Origin of the sequence: Acinetobacter sp. NCu2D-2 (assembly GCF_001647675.1) — a bacterium.
Taxonomy (GTDB): domain Bacteria; phylum Pseudomonadota; class Gammaproteobacteria; order Pseudomonadales; family Moraxellaceae; genus Acinetobacter.
In genome coordinates this window covers 1,632,702-1,656,081 of sequence record NZ_CP015594.1, presented here as the reverse complement: position 1 = coordinate 1,656,081, position 23,380 = coordinate 1,632,702, and the positions used below count along the sequence as shown (strand labels likewise).

The 23,380-nt window shown below is 39.1% G+C and carries 24 protein-coding genes and 2 tRNA genes; 12 read left to right on the top strand and 14 right to left on the bottom strand.

Annotated features, from left to right (window positions below; translation table 11 throughout):
• Positions 1-8 precede the first annotated feature (8 nt).
• From A3K93_RS07900 to A3K93_RS07885, 4 genes are read left to right on the top strand one after another with little or no spacing between them, the layout of a single operon-like run.
• Entirely contained in the window at positions 9-191 is a 183-nt protein-coding gene (locus A3K93_RS07900) for an NF038104 family lipoprotein (RefSeq protein ID WP_067730506.1), read from the top strand.
• 17 nt (positions 192-208) lie between these two features.
• Positions 209-922: a DNA repair protein RecO gene (gene recO, locus A3K93_RS07895; protein WP_067730504.1), complete on the top strand. Its 714-nt coding sequence runs from the start codon at positions 209-211 to the stop codon at positions 920-922.
• 9 nt (positions 923-931) lie between these two features.
• Complete coding sequence (gene pdxJ, locus A3K93_RS07890; protein ID WP_067730502.1) at positions 932-1,657, top strand: pyridoxine 5'-phosphate synthase; 726 nt, start codon at positions 932-934, stop codon at positions 1,655-1,657.
• A 16-nt stretch (positions 1,658-1,673) separates the two neighbouring features.
• The gene (locus tag A3K93_RS07885; protein WP_067730500.1) at positions 1,674-2,327 is read left to right on the top strand and encodes a tRNA-(ms[2]io[6]A)-hydroxylase; all 654 of its coding nucleotides are present in this window, start codon (positions 1,674-1,676) and stop codon (positions 2,325-2,327) included.
• 96 nt (positions 2,328-2,423) lie between these two features.
• Here A3K93_RS07885 and A3K93_RS07880 read toward each other — a convergent pair.
• Positions 2,424-2,499 (bottom strand) — tRNA-Asn (locus A3K93_RS07880).
• Positions 2,500-2,735: 236 nt separating this feature from the next.
• Here A3K93_RS07880 and A3K93_RS07875 point away from each other — a divergent pair.
• On the top strand, positions 2,736-3,194 hold the full coding sequence (locus A3K93_RS07875) for a hypothetical protein (protein ID WP_067730498.1): 459 nt from the start codon (positions 2,736-2,738) through the stop codon (positions 3,192-3,194).
• An 85-nt stretch (positions 3,195-3,279) separates the two neighbouring features.
• Here the strand turns inward: A3K93_RS07875 and A3K93_RS07870 are convergent, their stop codons facing one another.
• Together A3K93_RS07870 and map are read right to left on the bottom strand one after the other, a co-directional pair.
• Positions 3,280-4,506 (bottom strand): pyridoxal phosphate-dependent aminotransferase, encoded by a 1,227-nt coding sequence (locus A3K93_RS07870; RefSeq protein WP_067730496.1) that lies wholly within the window; start codon positions 4,504-4,506, stop codon positions 3,280-3,282.
• A gap of 225 nt (positions 4,507-4,731) precedes the next feature.
• Complete coding sequence (gene map / locus A3K93_RS07865) at positions 4,732-5,559, bottom strand: type I methionyl aminopeptidase (RefSeq protein ID WP_067730494.1); 828 nt, start codon at positions 5,557-5,559, stop codon at positions 4,732-4,734.
• Positions 5,560-5,767: 208 nt separating this feature from the next.
• Between map and rpsB the strand changes: the two genes are divergently transcribed.
• From rpsB to A3K93_RS07845, 4 genes are all read left to right on the top strand, one after another.
• Complete coding sequence (rpsB, locus tag A3K93_RS07860; RefSeq protein ID WP_067730492.1) at positions 5,768-6,514, top strand: 30S ribosomal protein S2; 747 nt, start codon at positions 5,768-5,770, stop codon at positions 6,512-6,514.
• A 140-nt stretch (positions 6,515-6,654) separates the two neighbouring features.
• Positions 6,655-7,530: a translation elongation factor Ts gene (tsf, locus tag A3K93_RS07855; RefSeq protein WP_067730490.1), complete on the top strand. Its 876-nt coding sequence runs from the start codon at positions 6,655-6,657 to the stop codon at positions 7,528-7,530.
• Positions 7,531-7,646: 116 nt separating this feature from the next.
• On the top strand, positions 7,647-8,951 hold the full coding sequence (locus A3K93_RS07850; RefSeq protein ID WP_067728195.1) for an IS4 family transposase: 1,305 nt from the start codon (positions 7,647-7,649) through the stop codon (positions 8,949-8,951).
• Positions 8,952-9,016: 65 nt separating this feature from the next.
• A complete protein-coding gene (locus A3K93_RS07845; RefSeq protein ID WP_067730488.1) occupies positions 9,017-9,535 on the top strand; it encodes a DUF3465 domain-containing protein in 519 nt (172 codons plus the stop codon).
• 30 nt (positions 9,536-9,565) lie between these two features.
• Here A3K93_RS07845 and A3K93_RS07840 read toward each other — a convergent pair whose 3' ends face one another.
• The 7 genes from A3K93_RS07840 to A3K93_RS07810 form a co-directional block, all read right to left on the bottom strand.
• Complete coding sequence (locus A3K93_RS07840) at positions 9,566-10,024, bottom strand: Mpo1 family 2-hydroxy fatty acid dioxygenase (RefSeq protein ID WP_067730486.1); 459 nt, start codon at positions 10,022-10,024, stop codon at positions 9,566-9,568.
• A gap of 238 nt (positions 10,025-10,262) precedes the next feature.
• A complete protein-coding gene (locus A3K93_RS07835; RefSeq protein ID WP_067730484.1) occupies positions 10,263-10,877 on the bottom strand; it encodes a septal ring lytic transglycosylase RlpA family protein in 615 nt (204 codons plus the stop codon).
• Positions 10,878-11,165: 288 nt separating this feature from the next.
• The gene (gene mltB / locus A3K93_RS07830; RefSeq protein WP_067731703.1) at positions 11,166-12,167 is read right to left on the bottom strand and encodes a lytic murein transglycosylase B; all 1,002 of its coding nucleotides are present in this window, start codon (positions 12,165-12,167) and stop codon (positions 11,166-11,168) included.
• A gap of 275 nt (positions 12,168-12,442) precedes the next feature.
• Entirely contained in the window at positions 12,443-13,093 is a 651-nt protein-coding gene (locus tag A3K93_RS07825) for a hypothetical protein (protein WP_067730482.1), read from the bottom strand.
• 18 nt (positions 13,094-13,111) lie between these two features.
• Positions 13,112-13,927, bottom strand: a complete 816-nt coding sequence (queF, locus tag A3K93_RS07820; RefSeq protein WP_067730480.1) for an NADPH-dependent 7-cyano-7-deazaguanine reductase QueF — start codon at positions 13,925-13,927, stop codon at positions 13,112-13,114.
• Positions 13,927-14,700, bottom strand: a complete 774-nt coding sequence (locus A3K93_RS07815; RefSeq protein WP_067730478.1) for an ABC transporter permease — start codon at positions 14,698-14,700, stop codon at positions 13,927-13,929. The genes queF and A3K93_RS07815 overlap by 1 nt, the downstream gene beginning before the upstream one ends.
• The gene (locus A3K93_RS07810) at positions 14,697-15,632 is read right to left on the bottom strand and encodes an ABC transporter ATP-binding protein (RefSeq protein ID WP_067730476.1); all 936 of its coding nucleotides are present in this window, start codon (positions 15,630-15,632) and stop codon (positions 14,697-14,699) included. The genes A3K93_RS07815 and A3K93_RS07810 overlap by 4 nt, the downstream gene beginning before the upstream one ends.
• Positions 15,633-15,811: 179 nt before the next feature.
• Here A3K93_RS07810 and A3K93_RS07805 point away from each other — a divergent pair.
• Positions 15,812-15,887: transfer RNA gene (locus tag A3K93_RS07805), tRNA-Arg, on the top strand.
• A 169-nt stretch (positions 15,888-16,056) separates the two neighbouring features.
• Here A3K93_RS07805 and A3K93_RS07800 read toward each other — a convergent pair.
• Positions 16,057-17,289 carry an MdfA family multidrug efflux MFS transporter gene (locus tag A3K93_RS07800; RefSeq protein WP_067730473.1) on the bottom strand — a complete coding sequence of 411 codons (1,233 nt, stop codon included), beginning with the start codon at positions 17,287-17,289 and terminating at the stop codon, positions 16,057-16,059.
• A gap of 648 nt (positions 17,290-17,937) precedes the next feature.
• On the opposite strand from A3K93_RS07800, the gene A3K93_RS07795 reads away from it, so the two are divergent.
• Positions 17,938-20,139, top strand: a complete 2,202-nt coding sequence (locus A3K93_RS07795) for an OsmC domain/YcaO domain-containing protein (RefSeq protein ID WP_067730471.1) — start codon at positions 17,938-17,940, stop codon at positions 20,137-20,139.
• 45 nt (positions 20,140-20,184) lie between these two features.
• Here A3K93_RS07795 and A3K93_RS07790 read toward each other — a convergent pair whose 3' ends face one another.
• Both A3K93_RS07790 and A3K93_RS07785 read right to left on the bottom strand, forming a co-directional pair.
• Positions 20,185-21,489, bottom strand: a complete 1,305-nt coding sequence (locus A3K93_RS07790) for an IS4 family transposase (RefSeq protein ID WP_067730469.1) — start codon at positions 21,487-21,489, stop codon at positions 20,185-20,187.
• Between the two features lie 98 nt (positions 21,490-21,587).
• Positions 21,588-22,127: a serine O-acetyltransferase gene (locus tag A3K93_RS07785; RefSeq protein WP_067730467.1), complete on the bottom strand. Its 540-nt coding sequence runs from the start codon at positions 22,125-22,127 to the stop codon at positions 21,588-21,590.
• 465 nt (positions 22,128-22,592) lie between these two features.
• Here A3K93_RS07785 and A3K93_RS07780 point away from each other — a divergent pair, with 465 nt between their 5' ends.
• Positions 22,593-22,814 carry a hypothetical protein gene (locus tag A3K93_RS07780; RefSeq protein ID WP_067731702.1) on the top strand — a complete coding sequence of 74 codons (222 nt, stop codon included), beginning with the start codon at positions 22,593-22,595 and terminating at the stop codon, positions 22,812-22,814.
• Positions 22,815-22,852: 38 nt separating this feature from the next.
• On the opposite strand, the gene A3K93_RS07775 is transcribed toward A3K93_RS07780, so the two are convergent.
• Entirely contained in the window at positions 22,853-23,209 is a 357-nt protein-coding gene (locus tag A3K93_RS07775) for a hypothetical protein (protein ID WP_067731701.1), read from the bottom strand.
• Positions 23,210-23,380: the final 171 nt, after the last annotated feature.

Sequence of the window (23,380 nt, the reverse complement as noted above, 5' to 3'; positions counted from 1 at the left end):
GAACTGTCATGATCAAAGTGCTGACTGTGGTTGCGTGTGTATTCTTCTTACAAGGCTGCGTGCATAAGATTGTGACAGTTCCAGTTAAAGTTGCTTATAAAACGACAAAAGTCGCAGTCAAAGGGACTGCGGCTGTTGTCGGTGCAGTCATCCCAGATGGAGATGACGATGAAGAAAAATCGAAAGATTAAAAGTAGATTGTTAGCACATGCGTAATGAAGTACTCCATGGATATTTAATCCATCATCGTAAGTACCGCGAACGCAGTCATATTGTGCATTTATTTACCCAAGAGCAGGGTCGTATTGATGGTATTCTTCGGCAAATGCCACCGCCACAATATCAACCGATTCGTTTACAAGCCTCAGGGAAATCAGAACTTAAAAACTTTACCAAACTTGAAATTGTTAATCAGCCGATTTTCTTTTTTGGAGATGCCTTTTTCTCGGGTTTTTATCTGAATGAAATATTGTTACGCCTGTGTCCACTTGAAGTTGAAATGCCGAATACATTTCAGCAATATGGCGTGACCTTGACCCAATTACAGCAACTCTCGTCACAATCAGATCCCAATCAATTTTTAAAACAAATTTTAAGACGTTTCGAGCATACCTTACTAGAAGAATTAGGTTATGCCATTGATTTTACAGTGGATGCTAATCAAGCAGAAATAAATCCATCACAACATTATTATTTTCAGCTCAATGATGGATTTATGCCATCAGTGAAAGAAACACGTGCCACAGTGTCAGGGCAACAGATTTTAACGATGCAGCATTATGAAAGCGGTATGGATTTTTCCTTAGAACAGTTACAATTATTGACGAAACTGTACCGCCAAGTGATTACTGCATTACTCGGTGATCGACCCTTAAAAAGTCGACAGTTATGGATACAAAATTCTCAATCACATCGTCGTTAGGAAATGATTATGGCTGCATTACTTGGTGTCAATATTGACCATGTCGCAACATTAAGACAAGCACGTGGTACGAACTACCCAGACCCAGTCAATGCTGCATTGATCTGTGAGCAGGCGGGCGCTGAAGGCATTACTTTACACTTGCGTGAAGACCGTCGACATATTCAAGATGATGACGTGCGCCGCATGCGTCCTGTACTTAAAACGCATATGAATTTGGAAATGGCGGTGACCGATGAAATGGTCGCGATTGCTAAAGAAATTCAACCGCAGCACGTGTGTTTTGTGCCGGAAAAACGCCAGGAAGTGACCACTGAAGGTGGTTTGGATGTTGTTGGTCATTTTGAAGATGTCAAAAAAGCCACTCAAGAACTGACTGCCATTGGTTGTGATGTGTCTTTATTTATTGATGCGGATTTTGCACAGATTGATGCTGCAGTTGCATGTGGTGCGCCAACCATTGAACTTCATACCGGTGCATATGCGGATGCTGAAACACCTGAAGCGCAACAAGCTGAACTTGAACGTATTGTAAAAGGTGCAGAATACGCTGCATCTAAAGGTTTAGTGGTGAATGCAGGGCATGGCTTGAACTTGGATAATGTCACTCCAATTGCTGCCATTCCACAAATTCATGAGTTGAATATTGGTCACTCAATTATTGCAGATGCCGTATTTGTTGGCTTGGCACAAGCGGTACAGCAAATGAAAGCTGTCATTAAAGCTGCTCGTTAAGATTTGAAAGAAGTATATGTCGAATATTGATTATGATGAACTCATGAAGCCGGTCATCGGTTTCTTGGGTTGTGAAACACCCAAAGCGTGGTTGGATGAAGCATTACAGAATTTAGATATTTTGATGCAAGACCATGCTAACTGTGAAAAAAAAGCGGCGAGTACAGCAATGAACTTGATGTTCCGCTACAGTTATTTCGTTGATCTTCAAGTGAAGCTCGCGCAGCTTGTGCGTGAGGAAATGCTGCACTATGAGCAAGTCCTTGAGTTAATGCACAAGCGTGGACAGGAATGGATTGGTCTGAGTGCAGGGCGTTATGCCGGTGGCTTACGTAAAGAAATCCGTACTTACGAGCCGGAAGCGCTAATTGATGTACTTGTGATTGGTGCTTTTGTTGAAGCACGCTCATGTGAGCGCTTCTATGCGCTTGCACCGCATGTTGATGAAGAGTTAGGGCGTTATTACCGTTATTTACTAAAGTCTGAATCACGCCATTTTGAGGACTATCTCGCACTTGCTTTGGATGTGGCTAAAACCTCCAAATTGAAAAATCCTGAAGAAGACATTCAAGATCGAATTCATCATATCCGTGAAGTCGAGAAAAACTTAATTTTAACGCCTGATGAAACTTTCCGTTTCCATAGTGGCGTGCCTGCAAAAGCAGCTTAAATTATTATTGTGAAAATCCTCCCGAGTGGGGGATTTTATAAATTTAATCAAGCAATAAAAAAGCCCAAGTCTTAAATGCTTGGGCTTTTTAGAATTTGGCTCTCCAACCTGGGCTCGAACCAGGGACCTGCGGATTAACAGTCCGTCGCTCTACCGACTGAGCTATTGGAGAATCTGAGTGCGATTATAGAGGGATTTTGAGATGGGTCAAGTAAAAATAGTGAAGAATCTATAAATTTTGATGCAGATGTTTTTAATTTGCGCAAATGCATGGCAATTGTTGAAAAAGCTTGCAAAGCCTTCTTACGGTTGTTAGTCTGAAAACAGAAAGTGATTTAACCGAAAGGTTAAATAGTGTGGATTTAAACCTACTTGCCAGCACAAAAATGGCTAAATCGGAGTAAGCGAATGAATACGCTCAGCATCTCTCAAATCTTCCAAAATTTCGATTTCTATCAAACCCATTATCTTTCGATTTTGTCTCAGCCTGAGCAATATAAAACACCTGTGCAATCTGCATATATCGATCTATGGCCATTTGCGCGTATTGAGTTGTGCTTAGGCGATTTGTTGCAGTTATGGTTTGGTGAAAAGTGGTTAATTCAACCGGCTGAGAAGAGTTTGATTGAGCTAGGTTTAAATCTACAAGTGCAGCCTATTACTAAGTCTGATGATGTTTATTTATATCAAATTTCGGGTAATAGTTTTACAGGTAAGAATCAATCACAAGCTTGGTCGATTTCACAGCACAAAGAGATTTCATTGAACTTAGATAGCGTCGTTCGTCACTTCCTTGAATTTAAAGCTATCTCAGGCGTGGGTTATTTCCAAACTATTCCAAGAGCGCCATTTGGTTTAACTTCATAATCTATGGCTATATGAAATTCATCATATTTTCAAGGCATAAAAAACCCGCAATTAATGCGGGTTTTTTTAAATCTAGATAACTAGATTATTTTTCAGCAGCAATTGAAGCAATCGCAGCGTCTACGCCTTCGATTGAGTCAGCAGCTTTTTTGATACGTGCAAGCGCATCTACAAGTACTTCGTCAGCAGTTGCATAAGAAATACGCATGTAACCACCAAGACCGAATGCATCACCAGGAACAACGGCTACGCCAGTTTCTTCCAATAACCATGCAGCGAATTCTGTGCAAGATTTAAGACCTTTTGCACGAATCAATGGACGGATGTTTGCGTATGCATAGAATGCACCGTCAGCAGGAAGGCAAGTGATCCCTTTGATGTCATTCAAGCCATTTACAACTAAGTCGTGACGACGTTTGAATGCTTCAACCATTGGCTCAAGAACGTCTTGAGGACCATTCAATGCAGCTTCAGCAGCAACTTGTGAAATAGAAGTTGGATTTGAAGTGGATTGAGATTGGATTTTTTTCATCGCACCGATGAGTTTAGCAGGACCCGCTGCATAGCCAATACGCCAGCCAGTCATCGCATATGCTTTAGATACACCGTTCAATACGATTACGCGGTCGTAAAGGTCAGGTGCAACAGTTGCGATGTTGTAGAACTCGTCATCCCAACGGATTGGTTCGTACATATCATCAGAAGCAACCATCACTTCTGGGTATTTACGAAGCACTTCAGCTAAAGCTTCTAATTCAGCTTTAGTATAGATCATACCTGTTGGGTTAGATGGGCTGTTAAGTACCACTAAACGAGTTTTGTCAGTGATTGCAGCTTCTAATTGAGCAGGAGTAATTTTGAAACGTTGTTCTTCACCACATTTCACAATTACAGGTACACCTTCAGCAATGATCACCATGTCAGGGTAGCTTACCCAGTATGGCGCAGGGATGATCACTTCATCACCTTTATTTAACAAAGCAAGTGCCAAGTTAAAGAAAGATTGCTTACCACCGCAAGATACCAAGATTTGGTTTGCAGCGTACTCAAGGTTATTGTCACGTTTTAATTTTGCAATGATTGCTTTTTTAAGACCTGGCGTACCGTCAACAGCGGTATATTTAGTGAAACCGTTGTTGATTGCTGCAATTGCTGCATCTTTGATGTGTTGTGGGGTATCAAAGTCTGGCTCACCTGCGCCTAAACCAATTACGTTTTTACCAGCAGCTTTCAATTCAGCAGCTTTGTTGGTTACAGCAAGTGTAGGGGACGGTTTGATGCTATTTACACGATCAGAGAGACGTACGTCCACGGCATTATTCCTTCTTATAGGGATTAAAAAATAAAAAGCACATTATCTTAGCTTAAAAGCAGGTCAGCCGACACTCTATTCTTGTTGTTTTAGTAAAAAAAATGAATAAAATCGGAAATTATGTTGAACCCTTTAATTTAAATAAAAATATTGGATTGTTTGAAAAATAACTGCGCAAACAAAAAAGGCTGCCCAAATGGACAGCCTTTCTTATTTCACGCAATCTTATGCAGTAAAGCGTGATAAATCTTCTTCAAGGCGAGCTGTTAATACTTCTACGCCATTTTTTGTAACCAATAATGTATGTTCATATTGTGCTGAGAGGCTATGGTCTTTAGTTACCACAGTCCATTTGTCACCCAATAATTTGGTTTTCCAGTCACCCGCATTCACCATTGGTTCAATGGTAAAGGTCATGCCTTCTTCCAAGATCATGCCTGTGTTTGCTTGACCATAGTGAAGAACTTGAGGTTCATCATGGAACACAGTACCAATACCGTGACCACAGTATTCACGAACAACACCAAAACGTTCTGACTCAACATATTGTTGAATTACGTGACCGATGTCACCAATGGTTGCACCTGGTTTTACAGCTTCAATACCACGATACATTGCTTCTTGTGCTACTTTGCATAGACGGTTAGCAAGAATTGAAGTTTCACCACCCACGATATACATCATGTTGGTGTCACCGTGGTAACCATCTTTAATAACAGTCACGTCAATATTGAGGATGTCGCCTTTTTTTAATTTTTTGCTCTCTGATGGAATACCATGGCACACCACATGGTTCACTGAAGTACAAATCACGTGTTGGAAAGCAGGGCGACCAGGTGCAGCACCGTAGCCTAAGCATGCAGGAATCGCATCTTGTTTGTTAACGATATAGTCATGACAAATCGTATCAAGTTCAAGGGTAGTCACACCTGGAACAATATGCGGTTTGATCATATCCAAAACTTCAGCTGCTAGTCGTCCCGCCACTCGCATTTTTTCAATTTCATCTGGAGTTTTGATAAGTCGACGTGGAGCTTCGTAAGTACTGTTCATGATCTCTAAAAACTTTTGGAAATTTGTATGTGACTATGGTATAAATAGCCGCCCATTTTATCAAATGCTTTTTCGTGAATAAATTTTCACGGGCTTTGTGCGATGGGGCAATAAAATCCGCACATATATCGACACATATCTCTGGGTGCCTTTCGAGGTGGAGAATGCGGGTATATGGAGGCCTAACCCAAACTTTAAGGTAAAGAAAATGGCAGATTACAACGTAAGCATGCGCGACCTTCTACAAGCAGGCGCACACTTTGGTCACCAAACACGTTTTTGGAACCCAAAAATGCGCGAATACATCTTTGGTGCGCGTAACAAAATTCACATCATCAACCTTGAGCACACTGTTCCTGCGTTAAATGATGCTTTGAACTTTGCTAACCAATTGGCTAGCAAAAAGAACAAAGTTTTGTTCGTTGGTACTAAGCGTGCAGCTTCTGCAATTATCCGTGAACAAGCTCAACGCGCAGGTCAACCTTACGTTGATCACCGTTGGTTAGGTGGTATGTTGACTAACTGGAAAACTCTTCGCCAGTCAATCAACCGTCTAAAAGACCTTCAAACTCAATCTACTGACGGTACTTTCCTTAAGCTTACTAAACGTGAAGCTTTAGAACGTACTCGTGAAATGGAAAAACTTGAACGCGGTCTTGGTGGCGTGAAAAACATGGGTGGTTTACCTGATGCATTGTTCGTAATCGACGTTGATCACGAAGCAATTGCAATCAAAGAAGCTAAAAACCTTGGTATTCCTGTAATCGGTATCGTTGATACAAACTCTAATCCAGACAACGTAGACTACGTTATCCCTGGTAACGATGATGCGATCCGTGCAGTAACTCTTTATGCTTCTGCTATGGCTGATGCGATTATTGCTGGTAAAGAATACGCACAATCACAAGCAAATGCACAAGCTAAAGCAGAAGAAGCTCCAGCTTCTGAGGCTTAATGCGTTAGACGCTAGCTTGTCATTTTTGCAACACGTAATGGTGGCAATGTAAGCGTCGTGTATGCAGGCGGCCCATGAGTATCCTCTGGGCCGTTTCTGTTCTAAAAGAATTCATTTTCTACCGAATTTAGGAGATAAACATGACTGCAGTTACAGCAAGCATGGTTAAAGAATTGCGTGATCGTACTGGTCTTGCAATGATGGAATGTAAAAAAGCTTTGACAGAAGCTGGTGGTGACATCGAATTAGCGATTGATAACCTTCGTAAATCTGGTCAAGCTAAAGCTGCTAAAAAAGCAGGTAACATTGCTGCTGATGGTGCGATCACTATCGCTCAAGACGGCAACAAAGCACTTCTTTTAGAAGTTAACTGCCAAACTGACTTCGTTGCTAAAGACGAAAACTTTGCTGGCTTCTCTGCTAAAGTTGCTGCTGCTGCACTTGCTGCTGGCGAAACTGATGCTGCTAAAATCGCTGAACTTAAACTTGAAGATGGCGCTACAGTTGAAGAAACTCGTATTGCTCTTGTTCAAAAAATCGGTGAAAACATCCAAGTACGTCGTGCGAAAATTGTTGAAGGCGAAAACCTTGCAGTTTACAAACACGGTCTTAAAATCGGTGTTGTTGTTGCATACGCTGGTGATGCTGAAACTGGTAAAGGCTTGGCAATGCACATTGCTGCGTTCAACCCAGTTGCTGTAAAAGCTGAAGACGTTCCTGCTGAACTTGTTGCTAAAGAAAAAGAAATCGCTGAAGCGAAAGCTCTTGAATCTGGCAAACCAGCAAACATCGTTGAAAAAATGGTTGTAGGTTCTGTTGAGAAATACTTGAACGAAGTTGTTCTTGAACGTCAACAATACGTAATCGACAACGACAAAAAAGTTGCTGAAATCCTTAAAGCAACTGGTACTACAGTAGCTAACTTCGTTCGTTTCGAAGTTGGTGAAGGTATTGAGAAAAAAGCAGAAATGAGCTTCGCTGAAGAAGTTGCTGCTGCTCAAGCTGCTGCTAAATAATTTTGCTTTAAGCATTATTACTTGCAGAAAAAAGCCCCATTTGGGTAATGCCAGTCAGTTAAGCAAAAAAAGTTAAAATACTGTAAAAAGAGCGTATGTAAATACGCTCTTTTTTTATGAATTTATCTCAGAATTTAGATTTAACATTAAAACAAACCCTACCTTCACTTTCACAATTCAGTGAATTGATTGATTTAAACTGGATTGAAGATTGCTTAAACCAAACAGGTAAAGCATCAATTCGAAAAAGAAAACTGCCTGCTGAACATGTTGTTTGGCTGGTAATCGGACTTGCTCTATTTCGAAATCAACCGATTTGGTATGTGGTTCAACAATTGCAACTTGTTTTCGGTACGGCAGAATACTGTGTACCGAGTGCATCCGTACAAGCAAGACAGCGCTTAGGCTTAGAGCCCATGAGTGCTTTATTTTCGACATTAAGTCAGGCATGGTTTAAAGACTCACAACAACAATATAGCAACTTTCACGGTCTATGCGTTTGTGCTGTAGATGGTGTGGTTTGGTCTATGCCTCATACAGAAGAAAACTTTAAGCACTTTGGTTCATCCAAAGGCAAAACAGCAGCTGCCCCTTACCCACAAGTCAGAGCGACTTGCCTGGTGAATACCAATACACATGAAATGATTGATGCCCAAATTGGCAGTATGGATCAAGGTGAATTAACCTTAGCCAGTCAATTAAAAGCACCAGTTCGCAGTATTACCCTATTTGATCGTGCTTACTTCTCTGCTGATTTTTTAGTGAGTTGGCAATCTCAGGCAGAAGAGAGTCATTGGTTGATGCGAGCAAAGGACAACCTGCGTTATGAAGTGATTCATCATAATGCGGCCCATGACTTTCAGATCAAAATGCCTGTTTCAGCAAGAGCAAAAAAGATAAATCCGTCATTGGGTGACTATTGGGAAGCACGTTTAATTGAAGTTGAATATGCAGGAAAAATAAGACGTTACATTACATCATTAACAGATTCTGAAGTTTATCCATTCAAAGACCTTGCAATGCTTTATATCCAGCGTTGGGAAATAGAAATGTGTTATCGGGAAATTAAAAGTGATTTACAGGATGCAAGAATTTTAAGAAGCAAACAACCTGATTTGGTCTATCAAGAATTGTGGGGGGTATTTATTGCTTATAATATCTTAAGAAGACAGATGAGGTTTATCGCTGAACATGCAAAGGTGAGTCCTTTAAGGATCAGTTTCCATATTGCATCTATGAGTATTATCAATATCTTAAGGCACACACCTTTAGAATCAGCAGGAAATCTACCCAAACATTTAGCACAATTATTTGAACAATCTAAAATATTTGTATTACCTGAAAAAAGGCAAAGGCAATGTCCGCGAGTAGTGAAAATTAAAGCACAAAAATATCCAAGAAAATGCCAGTCAATTTCTTAACTGACTGGCATTACCCATTTGGGGCTTTTTTTATGGTTAAAATAAAACAAAGTTAAGGAATAATTATGGCAAATAAAACAAATATATCGATTGGCGCTGCAATTGCTTTGCTGGCAGCAGCCTATATTGGCATAGATCTTAAGCAAGACAATCAAGCTGTTAATACACCGACGGCTATAGAAACCCAAGCTCAGGACTCCACAGCATCAAATTCTCAAACTCAGCAAAAGCCGTCTGACGTCAAAAAGGATGACACCGATAAGATTGCACAGGCATTTGCACGCAACCAAAGCGATTTACAGGTCAAAGCTAGTGGACGAGTGGTAGCGTTATTACGTGATGACAATGAAGGCTCGCGTCATCAGAAGTTCATTTTAGAACTGAATAATGGTCAAACCGTTTTGGTTGCACATAATATTGATTTATCTCCGAGAATTGACACCATTCAAAAAGGCGATACGGTCGAATTTTATGGTGAATATGAATACAGTGATAAGGGTGGAGTCATCCATTGGACACACCATGATCCTGCTGGAAAACATATTAATGGTTGGTTAAAACATCAAGGAAGAACCTACCAATAAGGTTCTTCCAAATCTTAAAACTTGAGAATGCTACAAATGGCTCTCAATTGCGTTATTTTGACGAGTTTTCCAAGATGGGTGTACTTTAGCAATAAAGGTATCAAGGCACCAAATAGGGCCAATAAGGAGGAATTGGAGATCTTTAAAGAAAGATGGCTTTTTACCTTCCACTTTATGTCCATAAAATTGACCAATCCAAGCACAAACAAATAATCCGATATAGAAGCCAACACCCACAGGTAATACCCAAATCAACCATGCCATCACCAGAGTTAAAACTGCCATAGCAACTGCAAGTACAATGTCCAAACGTGCATAAAAAATAAAAGACAGTACGAGCAGGAGGGTAGTGAGTAGTGCACTAAAGTGTGCCAAGACGCCTATGATCGAAAAATAAATGGTAGGGACACATACCCAATGAATCATTTTGTTGGTTTTGTTTTGATGACTTTCACTATATTCATCAAACCATTCGCTGATTGTTTTCATTTGACCTCATCCATGTCGTTTTAAGCTGATGAATGAAAATATAAATCTTAAATCACAATTGGTCAAAAATGAGTAGATGCAAAGATCTAAGCAAAGCCATGGAAAGACCATTGCACGAGTAAAAAGAAAAGCACTAAAAGTAACAGTGCAAAAATCAATTCATATTTTTTCAAAATGATACTCAATAAAAAAGCCACAATAAATTGTGGCTTCAGATCAAATATAGTGCAACAAGTTATTAAGAGTGTGGACCATCTACACGTTCGATACTGACTTTACCTGTACCTGCGTGAGTTAAGCCAATTTGCTTCGCAGCACCGTAAGATAAGTCGAGTACACGATTACCATGGAAAGGACCACGATCGTTTACTTTCACGACAACACTCTTACCATTGGTTTTGTTGGTCACACGAATGTAACAGTTTAAAGGCAGGCTACGGTGAGCAGCAGTTAAACCATTCATATCGAATGTGTCACCGCTTGCTGTTTTACGACCGTGGAATTGACGACCATACCAAGAAGCAGTACCAGACTGAGTGAATTTGCGAACTGTGTTAGAGGCAACGGTGTTCAGCTTTTCAATCACTGAAGGCTCTTCTTCAGGGATTTCGATTTTTGCTGCAATCGTTTCGCGACGAACTTTATCGCCGGAACGTTCAGTGATTGAAAGGCTACTTAAATTCGTAAAGTTTGAATTAAAGCTTTGAACTTCTTTGTTTAACAAGCGTGCTGCTAAACGAGAAGTATCATGATCGTTATTCAACGATGATGATTGGACCATGTCCGCTTGCGACTGTGTCAGAGTGACTGTCGTGGCGATGGCCATAAAATATTTTAAGATTGAAGAATGCATCGAATCAACTCCTAACAGCATGGCATATGGATGAAGCTAACAAGCTGAAAAACCACATAAACATGCCTGATATTTAACTTATGCAACTACATTTGACGAGATGGATAATATTCATGCGCTCAATACCCTGTCTAGTCTTTACTTAAAATACTTTCAAAAAGTACGGAAAATAAACAATAATTGGTTAAAAAATAATCAAAATTGTAACAATGTATGTAAAAAGTCCAAAATATGAACTAATTCTCATAAAAATTTCTTGACTTTTATGAGAATTAGGAAAAATTCATGTTAACGATTGGTAATTTCTGTACCTAAAAGCCACAATGCGGTGGCATACATTCGGCTCTTGTTATAGGTCGTAATCACCTGAAAATTCGGGTATGTCAGGTAATAGATCGGACCGTAATTTTCCTGTAATTGAATGACATTGACCATGTCTAAATCATCAATTTTCACAATTGGATTTAAAGGGCTAATGCCTTGTGTTTTAAGTGCGCCATATGGAATGGGTGCAGTAAGATCTTTGGCAATGATCTGATCGGGATTATTTCCGGTGTATCTTGCGGCAAATGCAATTGGTTGATCGCGCTGCCAACCATGATTAGCAAGATAATTTGCAATAGAACCAATTGCATCTACAGCTGAATTTCTAAGGTCAATATGACCGTTACCATCGTAGTCGACACCGAACTTAGTGATATTGCTTGGCATAAATTGCGGATAACCGACCGCACCTGCATAAGAACCGATGACAGAAGAAGTCGGAATACCGTCTTTATACGACCATGCAATAAGCGCAGATAACTCATCTTGGAAATATTGATTGCGACGGTCACCATTAAAACCGAGTGTTGCAAGCGCATCGCGTGTAGTAAATGAGCCTTTATTTGAGCCAAAACCTGTTTCTACACCCAAAATCCCTAAAATGATGGATTGGGGTACACCAAACTGTTGCTCAGCACGTTGTAGGGTAGATGCATATTGTTGTTTAAAGCGCACACCGCGTTGAATCGTGCCTTCTGAAAGGAAGTTGGTTTTATAGCTGTACCAAGGTTTGCTTTCACCTGGACGATTCATAATATTAATAATATTAGGCAAATTTTTAGAGCCATTCATTGCCCAGTCAATTTGTTCCGCACTCAGACCATAAGTCTTCATGGTATTTTGCTTAAAATTGGCATATGAAGGGTGATTTTGGAAATCGTTGGCTTGCGCAAAGCTGGTCAAACTGATTGCAAAGACAGCGGTGCTCAATTGTTTTAGTTTTTTATAAAAATGAGAGTTCAACATTAACATCCAAATTCCAAAAAAAATTAGATACAACATAGTGCTTAGGTGAAAACTATCTATGGCTCGATCTATTATGACATCAAGCATTTAGATAATATTTTTAAGATGGTCAAGATATCATCTGTCGGTAGATTGCACCTAGAAAGCTATACAAAAAAAGACAAAGAATAGGGCTTATTGATTTAAAAAGTAGAGCCAATTGATCAAATGTGTAACAAATTATTTAGGTATAAAAAAAGCCTGAGTAATCTCAGGCTTTTTCAGTGAAATTTTTATTAAACATAGAACAGTGTATCGTGGTATTCAGCCATCGCTTTGAGTTCATCATTGGTCAAATTCAAAATAATTTTATCTGCAGCAATATTAATTGCTTTAATGACAGCAGATGCCCCCAATTCTGAAGCTTTACGTTTGATCATGCCTAAATCAAGCGTCTTATTAAAGTCACTCATAAAGTGGCGAACAGTAGCTTCACCAAATTGCTTATATAAGTTACTTAAGGCTTGTTTATCAATCTCTTTGCCTGCACTTAAATCTGCATAGTTTTGCTTGAGTTTGCTGACTAGATTGGCATCAAGAGGTTCGCCGACGCGATATTGACCTTGTGGATCTTTAAATAAGCTTTTTTCAGAAAATTCGATAGATTGGCGTACCACATCGTTCGAAGCCTTACCCAAAAGTTGTTTGAGTAAGACTGCGACGGTGGATTTAATATAACCTGCCAATTTTTCTGCTGTATCACGTTTTTCACTTGGTGGAAAACGTCGTACCAGTTCAGTCAAAATCGCATCAATAATCTCATCATTAATCAGTAATGCAGTTTTATCTCGAAGTGGATACAGTGGTTCACTCGAATTTTTGTTTTGTTGTGCAGTCTGAATTGTATTTAAAAGCTCTGCAGAAGGAATAAACCCGAAAAATGGCATTGTTAAACCTCAATGTTTTTATTGTCGCGCTAATCGAATAGGGCGAGGCATCCATGTTAAGTCTGATACACGGCACGGATTAATATCCAATCCACCACGACGTGTATAAGTTGCATATACCATCAGATTTTTTGGTTGTAGATTTTGCCAAACATCGGCAAAAATCTGCTCCACACATTGCTCGTGGAAACCATTATGCTGACGATAAGAAATAATATAAGCCAAAATACTCTTATAACAAGGTTTTTTACCTTGATAGCGTATAAATACTGTACCCCAGTCCGGTTGTCCAGTGACTGGACAGTTACTTCTTAACAGATGTGAATATAACTGAACATCAACTTCTTCATCGCTCGCTGAATCAAAAGCCAATAATGATGCATCAGGGTGATGTTCAATACGCTCAGGTGTCAAATCATCAAGACAAATCCCTTCAGGTTTTGTAATCTCTAAATCATCAACATGGAATAAATCCAATTTGATTTCTGCTTCAGCGGCTTTAGATAAATCTTTTTCAACAGTCGCAATAAATGCTTCTTTCGATTCGAATTTGGCAAAGTTCAAACTATTAAAGTAGAGCTTTAGAGATTTCGATTCGATTAAATTCGGTGAAGATGCTGGAAGCGTAATGCGACCAATCGCAACTTGAGGTACACCGGCTAAATTAAGCCATGAAATTTCGAAAACATGCCACCAGTCTTTACCTTGTCGAATACCTTCAACATGAGCATACGCTTCACGTGCAGGCGCACGTGAAATTGGAAATAGAACATCAGGCTGATATTCAGTAGGGTAGTTGGTATCTTTACCAAGAAGAGAATTTTCTACACTCATTATTCACGCATTCCTGAACCACGGGAGAGTAAATGATAAGCCACGCCATAAAGTACGGCACAGCAGATTGTAATAACAGTTAATGAAATTGTGACGTTGACATCGCTATGACCTAGGATGCCAAAACGGAACGCATTAACCATATATACAATCGGGTTAATTAAAGATAAGTTTTGCCAAAATGGGCTTAATGCTGAAATTGCATAAAATACACCACCTAAATAAGTCAGCGGTGTTAAAACAAATGTTGGGATAATCGAAATATCATCAAAAGATTTTGCATAGACTGCATTAATAAAGCCACCTAATGAAAATAGTAGTGATGTGATCACAATGGTATATATAGTCACAAACCAATTGGTAATGCTTAAATCTGAGAAAAACAGACTCATGGCACTAACAATAATACCCACTAAGACACCACGACATAATCCACCTAGTACAAAGCCCCACAGTACAATATGTAGGGGGACAGGGCTCATGATCAACTCTTCAATACTTTTTTGGAATTTAGCACTAAAGAAACTTGAAGATACATTGGCATAACTGTTGGTAATGACCGCCATCATGATTAAGCCAGGAACAATGAATTCCATATAGCTGAATCCGCCCATTTGACCGATGCGTGAACCCACCAAATTACCGAAAATCACGAAGTACAAACTCATGGTAATCGCTGGTGGAAGTAACGTTTGTGGCCAAATTCGCATAAAGCGACGGACTTCTTTATAAACGATGGTATATAAAGCGACGCAGAGTTGATTGAAGTTCATGCGCTCGCTCCATCAAGATTCTTTTCGACCATTTTCACAAAGAGTTCTTCTAAACGGTTTGATTTGTTACGCATACTACTTACACGAATATTTTTCGATTCAAGCAATTGGAACAGATCATTCATACTGTGTGCTTTATCAAGAGTTACTTCTAAAGTCACGGGATCGACCAAGTTAAATTTAACCCCAATAATTTCTATATTAAGCGGTTCTATCGGATCAACTAAATCTAAAATAAACGATTCTTCATTGAGCTGATTGAGGAAGTTTTTCATGGTGGTATCTTCTTTAATCACACCACGGTCTATAATTGCAATTCGACGACAGAGCATTTCTGCTTCTTCTAAATAGTGTGTAGTGAGAATGATAGAGGTACCTTTATCATTCATCTCATTGAGGAAGTCCCACATTGAGCGACGTAGCTCAATATCTACACCCGCAGTCGGCTCATCCAAAATGAGCAACTTAGGTTCATGCATCATGGCACGCGCGATCATTAGACGACGCTTCATCCCGCCTGACAGCATACGTGCTTGCGTACTACGTTTTTCCCATAGACCAAGCTTGGTGAGGTATTCTTCTGCACGTGCTTGCGCAATTTTTTTAGGAATGCCGTAATAACCAGCTTGAGTCACCAAAATATCAAAGGTTTTTTCAAATTGGGCAAAGTTGAATTCTTGCGGTACAACCCCTAAATGTTGTTTTGCAAGAGAAGGTTGAGTGTCTAGATTATGACCAAATATTTCTACCGTTCCGCCCGATTTTTTTGTTAATGAGCTGATAATACCGATTGTAGTGGATTTTCCCGCGCCATTTGGCCCTAAAAGTGCATAAAATTCACCTTCGGGTACAGTCAGATTAATTCCTTTAAGTGCTTGAAAACCATTACGATAGGTTTTGGACAAATCCCTTAATGTCAATGCATCAGTCATGAATGTCTCAATTGGTGAAAAGTTGAGATATTGTGAGTGATCTTGCTGGATAATCCAAGTGATTAACTCGGTATTCTGCGTTCCAAATTTGCAACATTGTATAAAGCATAATCAGTAAATTGAGAGACTTATATATAGTTGCTTTACCTCGCGCTTTTTTTTGTTATGATGTGCGTCGCGCGCTCATAGCTCAACTGGATAGAGTACAGGTCTCCGAAGCCTGTGGCGTGGGTTCGAGTCCCGCTGAGCGCACCATTTTTTATTCTATAACACTAAAATATAATAATTTTCATTTTCTATTTTTTAAGCATCTATTTTATTCCCCATTTTTCAAATCTTGCTTAAGCTGAAATGTGAGCATTTCTAGTTTTAGGCAATAAAAAAGCGAGCTCAAATTTGGCTCGCTTTGAAAAAATTATTCTATTTAGAATTCATTATTTTCCTTACGCTTTTGCATAATCTGTTTTAGCATTTTGCGTGGTAGGGTAAACCATAAGAGAACCAAGACTAAGCCACATAAGCTGAATGCCAGCATATCGAATGCTTCATATAAATGACGTGAAATCTCAAGAAAGGTGAAGTAGATCAACATCATCATCATTGACATGGCAGATGCGACCGTCCCTTTAGAGACATCAGATGACATCATGGCTAAACGATACAGCACAGAGAAACAGATCCCTTCACCAAAACTCATCAGCGTCATCCCGATAATCAATAACCACACTGAGTAATCTGGAACAAATAGTCCTGAAATAGTCACCAGTGAACCGACCAACATAATCGGTAGACCGACGAGCACGGTTTGTCCGAGTGGATATTTATCCACGATTTTCATCAGCAGTACACTGCCAAGGATTAATGCGCCGAGTACAGGAATTTGAGCTAAGCCATATTCAAAACCAGTAAAAGCAAATTTCTCCACCAACATGACAGGTGAGAGCGCAATCCACATCATAATTGGCAGTGATGCCATTGGAAGTGCGCTGGTCATGACTAAAAATTGTTTATTGCTATACACCTTTTTAAAGTCAGCCCACATATTACCCATTGGTGCAGTGGATAAATTGGCTTTCTGATCATTCGGCATAGCCAGTTTAAGCCCCAGCCAACCGAGCATAGACAGCACAGCAATACCGATAAAGCCCCAATGCCATGAAATATGGTCAATCAGAAATGCACCAATGACGGGTCCAAGCAAAGGAGCCATTAATGTCATATTACCCATTAATGCCATAACTTTAATTGCGGTGCGCTCTTCAAAGTTTTCCTGAATGGCCGCATAACCTACAGCGCTAATGACAGTTAAACCAATACCTTGTAAAAAGCGAACACCGAGGAAGCTTTGAATATTGGGCATGAACAAAATCAACAAGCACATGGCAGTAAAAAATAATGCGCCAGTGAGTAAGACCTTCTTACGGCCAATGCGGTCAGAGAGTGGACCCATGAGCCATGCCAAGCAGCCACCACCTAACAAATAGAAAGACATTGAAGAGGGTGCCCAAGAACTGCTGACACCAAAATCACGAGTAACACCTAACATCGCGGGTTGCACGAGATCATTGCCGAGATAGACAGCGAATTCGAATAACACAAGTGCGAGTGGGAACAGTAACGCACCTAAAGTGAGTTTAGAAATTTGAGGTTGAGACATTATTTTCAACTATAGCGATACGTTGCCGTCAGCCTTAGGTCAAATTTTGAAATAAAAAATGCCTAATCCCCTGACGGACAGGAGATTCCAAAAAATTTGAAAAAATAAGCAGTAAATAAAGTGCAACAGCGAAAGTTGGGAGAAGCTGTGCCTACTGAACAATTTAATTTCAAAAAGGGAGATTTAAAAAAATAACACCCACGACAAAGCGTAGGTGTATAAAGTGGGCGAAGTTTAGCATATCTCAAGATTTAGACAAATAAATGATCAAAGAAAGATCGGTGTTTATTTTTAGTTTTCTATATAGAAGTTATACAACAAGTATGAGTACTCAATCCTCATTAGAAAATAGGATTTGTATAACTATATATAGATGATACATAGTTAGAGAAAAGATTATTCTTAAAAAATGTGGCTAAAGTCATGGGTATAAAAAGTCACATCTTTTCTGAATCTGCGACATCATTATCATTTCTATAAAATATCACTATAATAGCTGCATTCAGCTCAAGCAGGGCTATGTGTATTTATAGTCTGCTGCATAAGCCAACCTCATTTTTTAAGTCATTTCTGCTCCGTGATACGGCTTATATTTAGATTCAAAAACTTATTTGTCCTGAATGACACATAAGAACATTAGGTGCCCGCATGGAAATTAAGGTTAATTATCTCGATAATCTTCGCCAAGAAGCGAAGTTCGATGATTTCACCGTCATTGCCGATCAACCCATTCGTTATAAAGGTGATGGTTCTGCTCCCGGTCCATTCGATTATTTCTTAGCATCTTCAGCTTTGTGTGCTGCATACTTTGTAAAAGTGTATTGCTTGGCACGTGATATTCCGACAGACAATATTCGTCTTTCGCAAAATAATATTGTTGACCCTGAAAACCGCTATAAACAAATTTTCAAAATTCAGGTGGAATTGCCTGCTGATATTTCTGAAAAAGATCGTCAGGGCATTCTGCGCTCGATTGACCGTTGTACGGTTAAGAAAGTGATTCAAACCGGTCCTGAATTTATCATTGAAGAAGTTGAAAGTATTGATGCTGATGCGCAAGCATTGCTGATTCCTTCATTGGCTTCTGAAACCAAGACGGTTATTCCGGGTAAAGATCTACCTTTAGAAGAAACCATTGCCAATATGTCTGCGATTTTGGCAGGTCTTGGTATGAAGATTGAAATTGCGTCTTGGCGTAATATCGTGCCAAATGTCTGGTCATTGCATATTCGTGATGCGCAGTCACCAATGTGTTTCACCAATGGTAAAGGTTCAACCAAAGAAAGTGCTTTGGCATCAGCTTTGGGTGAATTTATTGAACGTCTAAACTGTAACTTCTTCTATAACGATCAATTCTGGGGTGAAGATTTAGCCAATGCTGATTTTGTGCATTATCCAGATGAAAAATGGTTTAAGCCGGGTCCAAATGGTGAATTGCCAGAAGAAATTCTAGATGAATACACACTTGAAATTTACGACCCTGATGAAGAGTTGTTAGGTACACATTTATATGACACTAACTCAGGTAATACTGAGCGCGGTATTTGTTCATTGCCCTTTGTACGTCAGTCTGATGGCGAAACTGTGTATTTTCCATCAAACTTGATTGAAAACTTATATCTTTCTAATGGTATGAGCGCAGGGAATACCTTAGAAGAAGCTCAAGTTCAGTGTTTGTCTGAAATTTTTGAACGTGCAGTGAAACGTGAAATTTTGGAAGGTGAAATTACCTTACCAGATGTACCTGAATCTGTTTTGGCAAAATATCCAAAAATTGTTGAAGGCATCAAAGGGCTTGAAGAGCAAGGTTTCCCAGTCTTAGTGAAAGATGCATCATTGGGTGGTCAATTCCCTGTGATGTGTGTGACTTTAATGAACCCACGTACAGGTGGTGTATTCGCTTCATTCGGTGCACATCCTAACTTTGAGGTAGCACTTGAACGTAGCTTAACTGAACTTTTACAAGGTCGTAGTTTTGAAGGTCTGAATGATTTGCCTAAACCAACGTTTAGCTCACATGCAGTAACTGAACCAAATAACTTTGTTGAGCATTTTATTGACTCAAGCGGTGTGGTGTCATGGCGTTTCTTTAGCTCGAAGTCTGACTATGAGTTTGTGGAATGGGATTTCACCAACAATGGTCAAAACTCAAATGCGGATGAAGCTGCTGCGATGTTCGGCATTCTTGAAGACATGGGTAAAGAAGTGTACATGGCGGTGTACAAACACCTTGGTGCAACAGCTTGTCGTATTTTAGTGCCTGATTATTCAGAAATTTATTTAGTTGAAGACTTGGTTTGGGATAATACCAATAAAGCACTTTTATACCGTGAAGATATCTTAAATATCCACCGTCTAAATGACGAGCAACTTAAAGCATTGGTTGAACGTTTAGAAGAATGTGACTCAGATGATTACACCGAAATCAAAACGTTGATTGGTGTGGAATTTGATGACAATACCGTTTGGGGACAGCTCACCATCCTTGAACTTAAATTGTTAATCTATGTGGCTTTAAAGCAATTTGAAGAAGCCAAAGATTTAGTTGAAGCATTCTTACAGTTTAATACCAATACCGTTGAGCGTGGCTTGTTCTATCAATGCATGAACGTGGTACTTGAAGTCATGCTTGATGATGAGATGGAACTTGAAGATTACGAACATAACTTCCGCCGTATGTTTGGTGATGAACGTATGAACGCCGTATTGGGTTCAGTTGATGGAACGATTAAATTCTATGGTTTGACTGAAACCAGTATGAAACTTGAAGGGCTTGATCGTCATCTTCGTTTAATCGAAAGCTATAAAAAGCTACATGCGGCTCGTGCTAAATTTGTCGCTGCACAATAAAGCGTGAAACAGAAAAAAGCTCCTAATATAGGTAATGCCAGTCAGTTAAGAAATTGACTGGCATTTTCTTGGATATTTTTGTGCTTTAATTTTCACTACTCGCGGACATTGCCTTTGCCTTTTTTCAGGTAATACAAATATTTTAGATTGTTCAAATAATTGTGCTAAATGTTTGGGTAGATTTCCTGCTGATTCTAAAGGTGTGTGCCTTAAGATATTGATAATACTCATAGATGCAATATGGAAACTGATCCTTAAAGGACTCACCTTTGCATGTTCAGCGATAAACCTCATCTGTCTTCTTAAGATATTATAAGCAATAAATACCCCCCACAATTCTTGATAGACCAAATCAGGTTGTTTGCTTCTTAAAATTCTTGCATCCTGTAAATCACTTTTAATTTCCCGATAACACATTTCTATTTCCCAACGCTGGATATAAAGCATTGCAAGGTCTTTGAATGGATAAACTTCAGAATCTGTTAATGATGTAATGTAACATCTTATTTTTCCTGCATATTCAACTTCAATTAAACGTGCTTCCCAATAGTCACCCAATGACGGATTTATCTTTTTTGCTCTTGCTGAAACAGGCATTTTGATCTGAAAGTCATGGGCCGCATTATGATGAATCACTTCATAACGCAGGTTGTCCTTTGCTCGCATCAACCAATGACTCTCTTCTGCCTGAGATTGCCAACTCACTAAAAAATCAGCAGAGAAGTAAGCACGATCAAATAGGGTAATACTGCGAACTGGTGCTTTTAATTGACTGGCTAAGGTTAATTCACCTTGATCCATACTGCCAATTTGGGCATCAATCATTTCATGTGTATTGGTATTCACCAGGCAAGTCGCTCTGACTTGTGGGTAAGGGGCAGCTGCTGTTTTGCCTTTGGATGAACCAAAGTGCTTAAAGTTTTCTTCTGTATGAGGCATAGACCAAACCACACCATCTACAGCACAAACGCATAGACCGTGAAAGTTGCTATATTGTTGTTGTGAGTCTTTAAACCATGCCTGACTTAATGTCGAAAATAAAGCACTCATGGGCTCTAAGCCTAAGCGCTGTCTTGCTTGTACGGATGCACTCGGTACACAGTATTCTGCCGTACCGAAAACAAGTTGCAATTGTTGAACCACATACCAAATCGGTTGATTTCGAAATAGAGCAAGTCCGATTACCAGCCAAACAACATGTTCAGCAGGCAGTTTTCTTTTTCGAATTGATGCTTTACCTGTTTGGTTTAAGCAATCTTCAATCCAGTTTAAATCAATCAATTCACTGAATTGTGAAAGTGAAGGTAGGGTTTGTTTTAATGTTAAATCTAAATTCTGAGATAAATTCATAAAAAAAGAGCGTATTTACATACGCTCTTTTTACAGTATTTTAACTTTTTTTGCTTAACTGACTGGCATTACCTAATATAGGAGCTTTTTTATTTTGACTATTTAATTGTCCAACGTCGGTTGACCGATTGACCCGCATTGTCGTAATTAATGACTTTGGCATAATTACCGACTGCCGTAGCATTTTCAGGAATATCCTTAGTGACCACACTGCCTGCGCCAATCGTGGCATTATGACCAATTTTTACATCATCAATAATACAAACATTCGGGCCGATATAGACATTATCGCCGATGGTTGCGGCTTGACGACCGCCATTAGCTCCAATTGTGGTGAACTGTGATAAATTCACGTTATTGCCAATGATGGTTGTTGGATTCACCACCAATGGTCCGCCATGACCAATAAACAAGCCATAACCGATTTTTGTGGTGCAGTGGATATCAATACCATATTTCTTCTTTTTATAATAAAAAATAGGGTAGGCGCATTTTGCCAAAAAAGATTTTTGACTGGCAATTCGTAGCCAAACACTAAAATTAAAACCACGATTAAACAAATAGGTTTTAAGCAAAGCTTTAAGTGATGTGCTGCCTGTATAACGATATAAGTCGCTTAATATAAGTTGCCAAAGCATAACAATGAGAAGCAAAAATTAGATGCGCTATTTTGCGCTTAAATAGGCGTGTGAAACAGTGCTGAATTCTAAAATAAATGTAAAAAAACTCAATTTGAATTTTGTATGAGTGTTCTTTTAGAAATGTAAAGTAGGCTTGCAGCGTAGAAAAATTAATCCTATATTGAAACTACAGTAGGTCATTGAAATAGGGCGCTACTGATGAGTTGGACGGATCAATGACAGTTAGTTGAGCTTGTTTTGACAGGCAATAAATCTAGCACTAGCCATCCAACAGAAAAGCTCGCAGCAATGCGAGCTTTTTTTATTTTTTGTCATACAATTTATTTAAATATTATGAAAACAATCACTTATGATCTACATGGTTTAATAAAATTAACATTGCCATGAAATTTAACAATTTAAGGGCTTGGATTTTAGAAAACCATGTTATAAAAATTTGATCTAAAAAAAGGGAGAAGAATGATGAAAAAAATGATTGATATTAAGGTGAAAGATCAATATAGCAAAGTTGTGGATGCAAAAGCTGTCCTTCGTGATTCTGAAATTGAATCTTTAGAGCTTCCTAAATTAGTTCAAAAAATTGAGCATGTGGTGATTGGCGACGAAATTATTTTGCCAAGTATCGAACTCTTATTCGAAAGCCAAAATACGCCAAGTATTTATCGAGTGATTGAAGCGAATTAACGTTTCAAACTCTAAAAACTCACCATAAGGTGAGTTTTTTATGCTTCAAGTTTCAATAATTGGATACAAACATCGTAACGTGCAAATTCGGCTAAAATCTGCTGAATAGATGTTTGGGTGTTTGGATCTTCAAGACTTAAGGTGATTTCCTGATTTTGCTCGCTATCGAATGCTTCAATAAGTTGAATGATCCAATGGTTTTCGATGCTGTGCTGTTGAATAATGATCCGGCGAATTTGCAGTCCTGAATCGACAGAACGAGGTAAGACACTGGTCAGTGCTAAACGTGTTTGTTCGGCATGTGTTTGATGAGTATCAAAAGTAATAACCCAGTTTCCCACTTTCTTTAAGTACGTTGGATTATCAAATTCATCAAAAACTAAACAGTAAGACATCGTTGTATCATCGCTTAAAGCCAAACTGTTATATGCCATTAAAGCCTGCATAATGGACATAGTCTGAAAGTCGAATAAGATAATTGGATATTAAGTTTTCTTATATTTAAATGAATAAAATCATAAATTTACGTTATTTTTAGGATTTTTATTAATTGCTTTTATGCATGA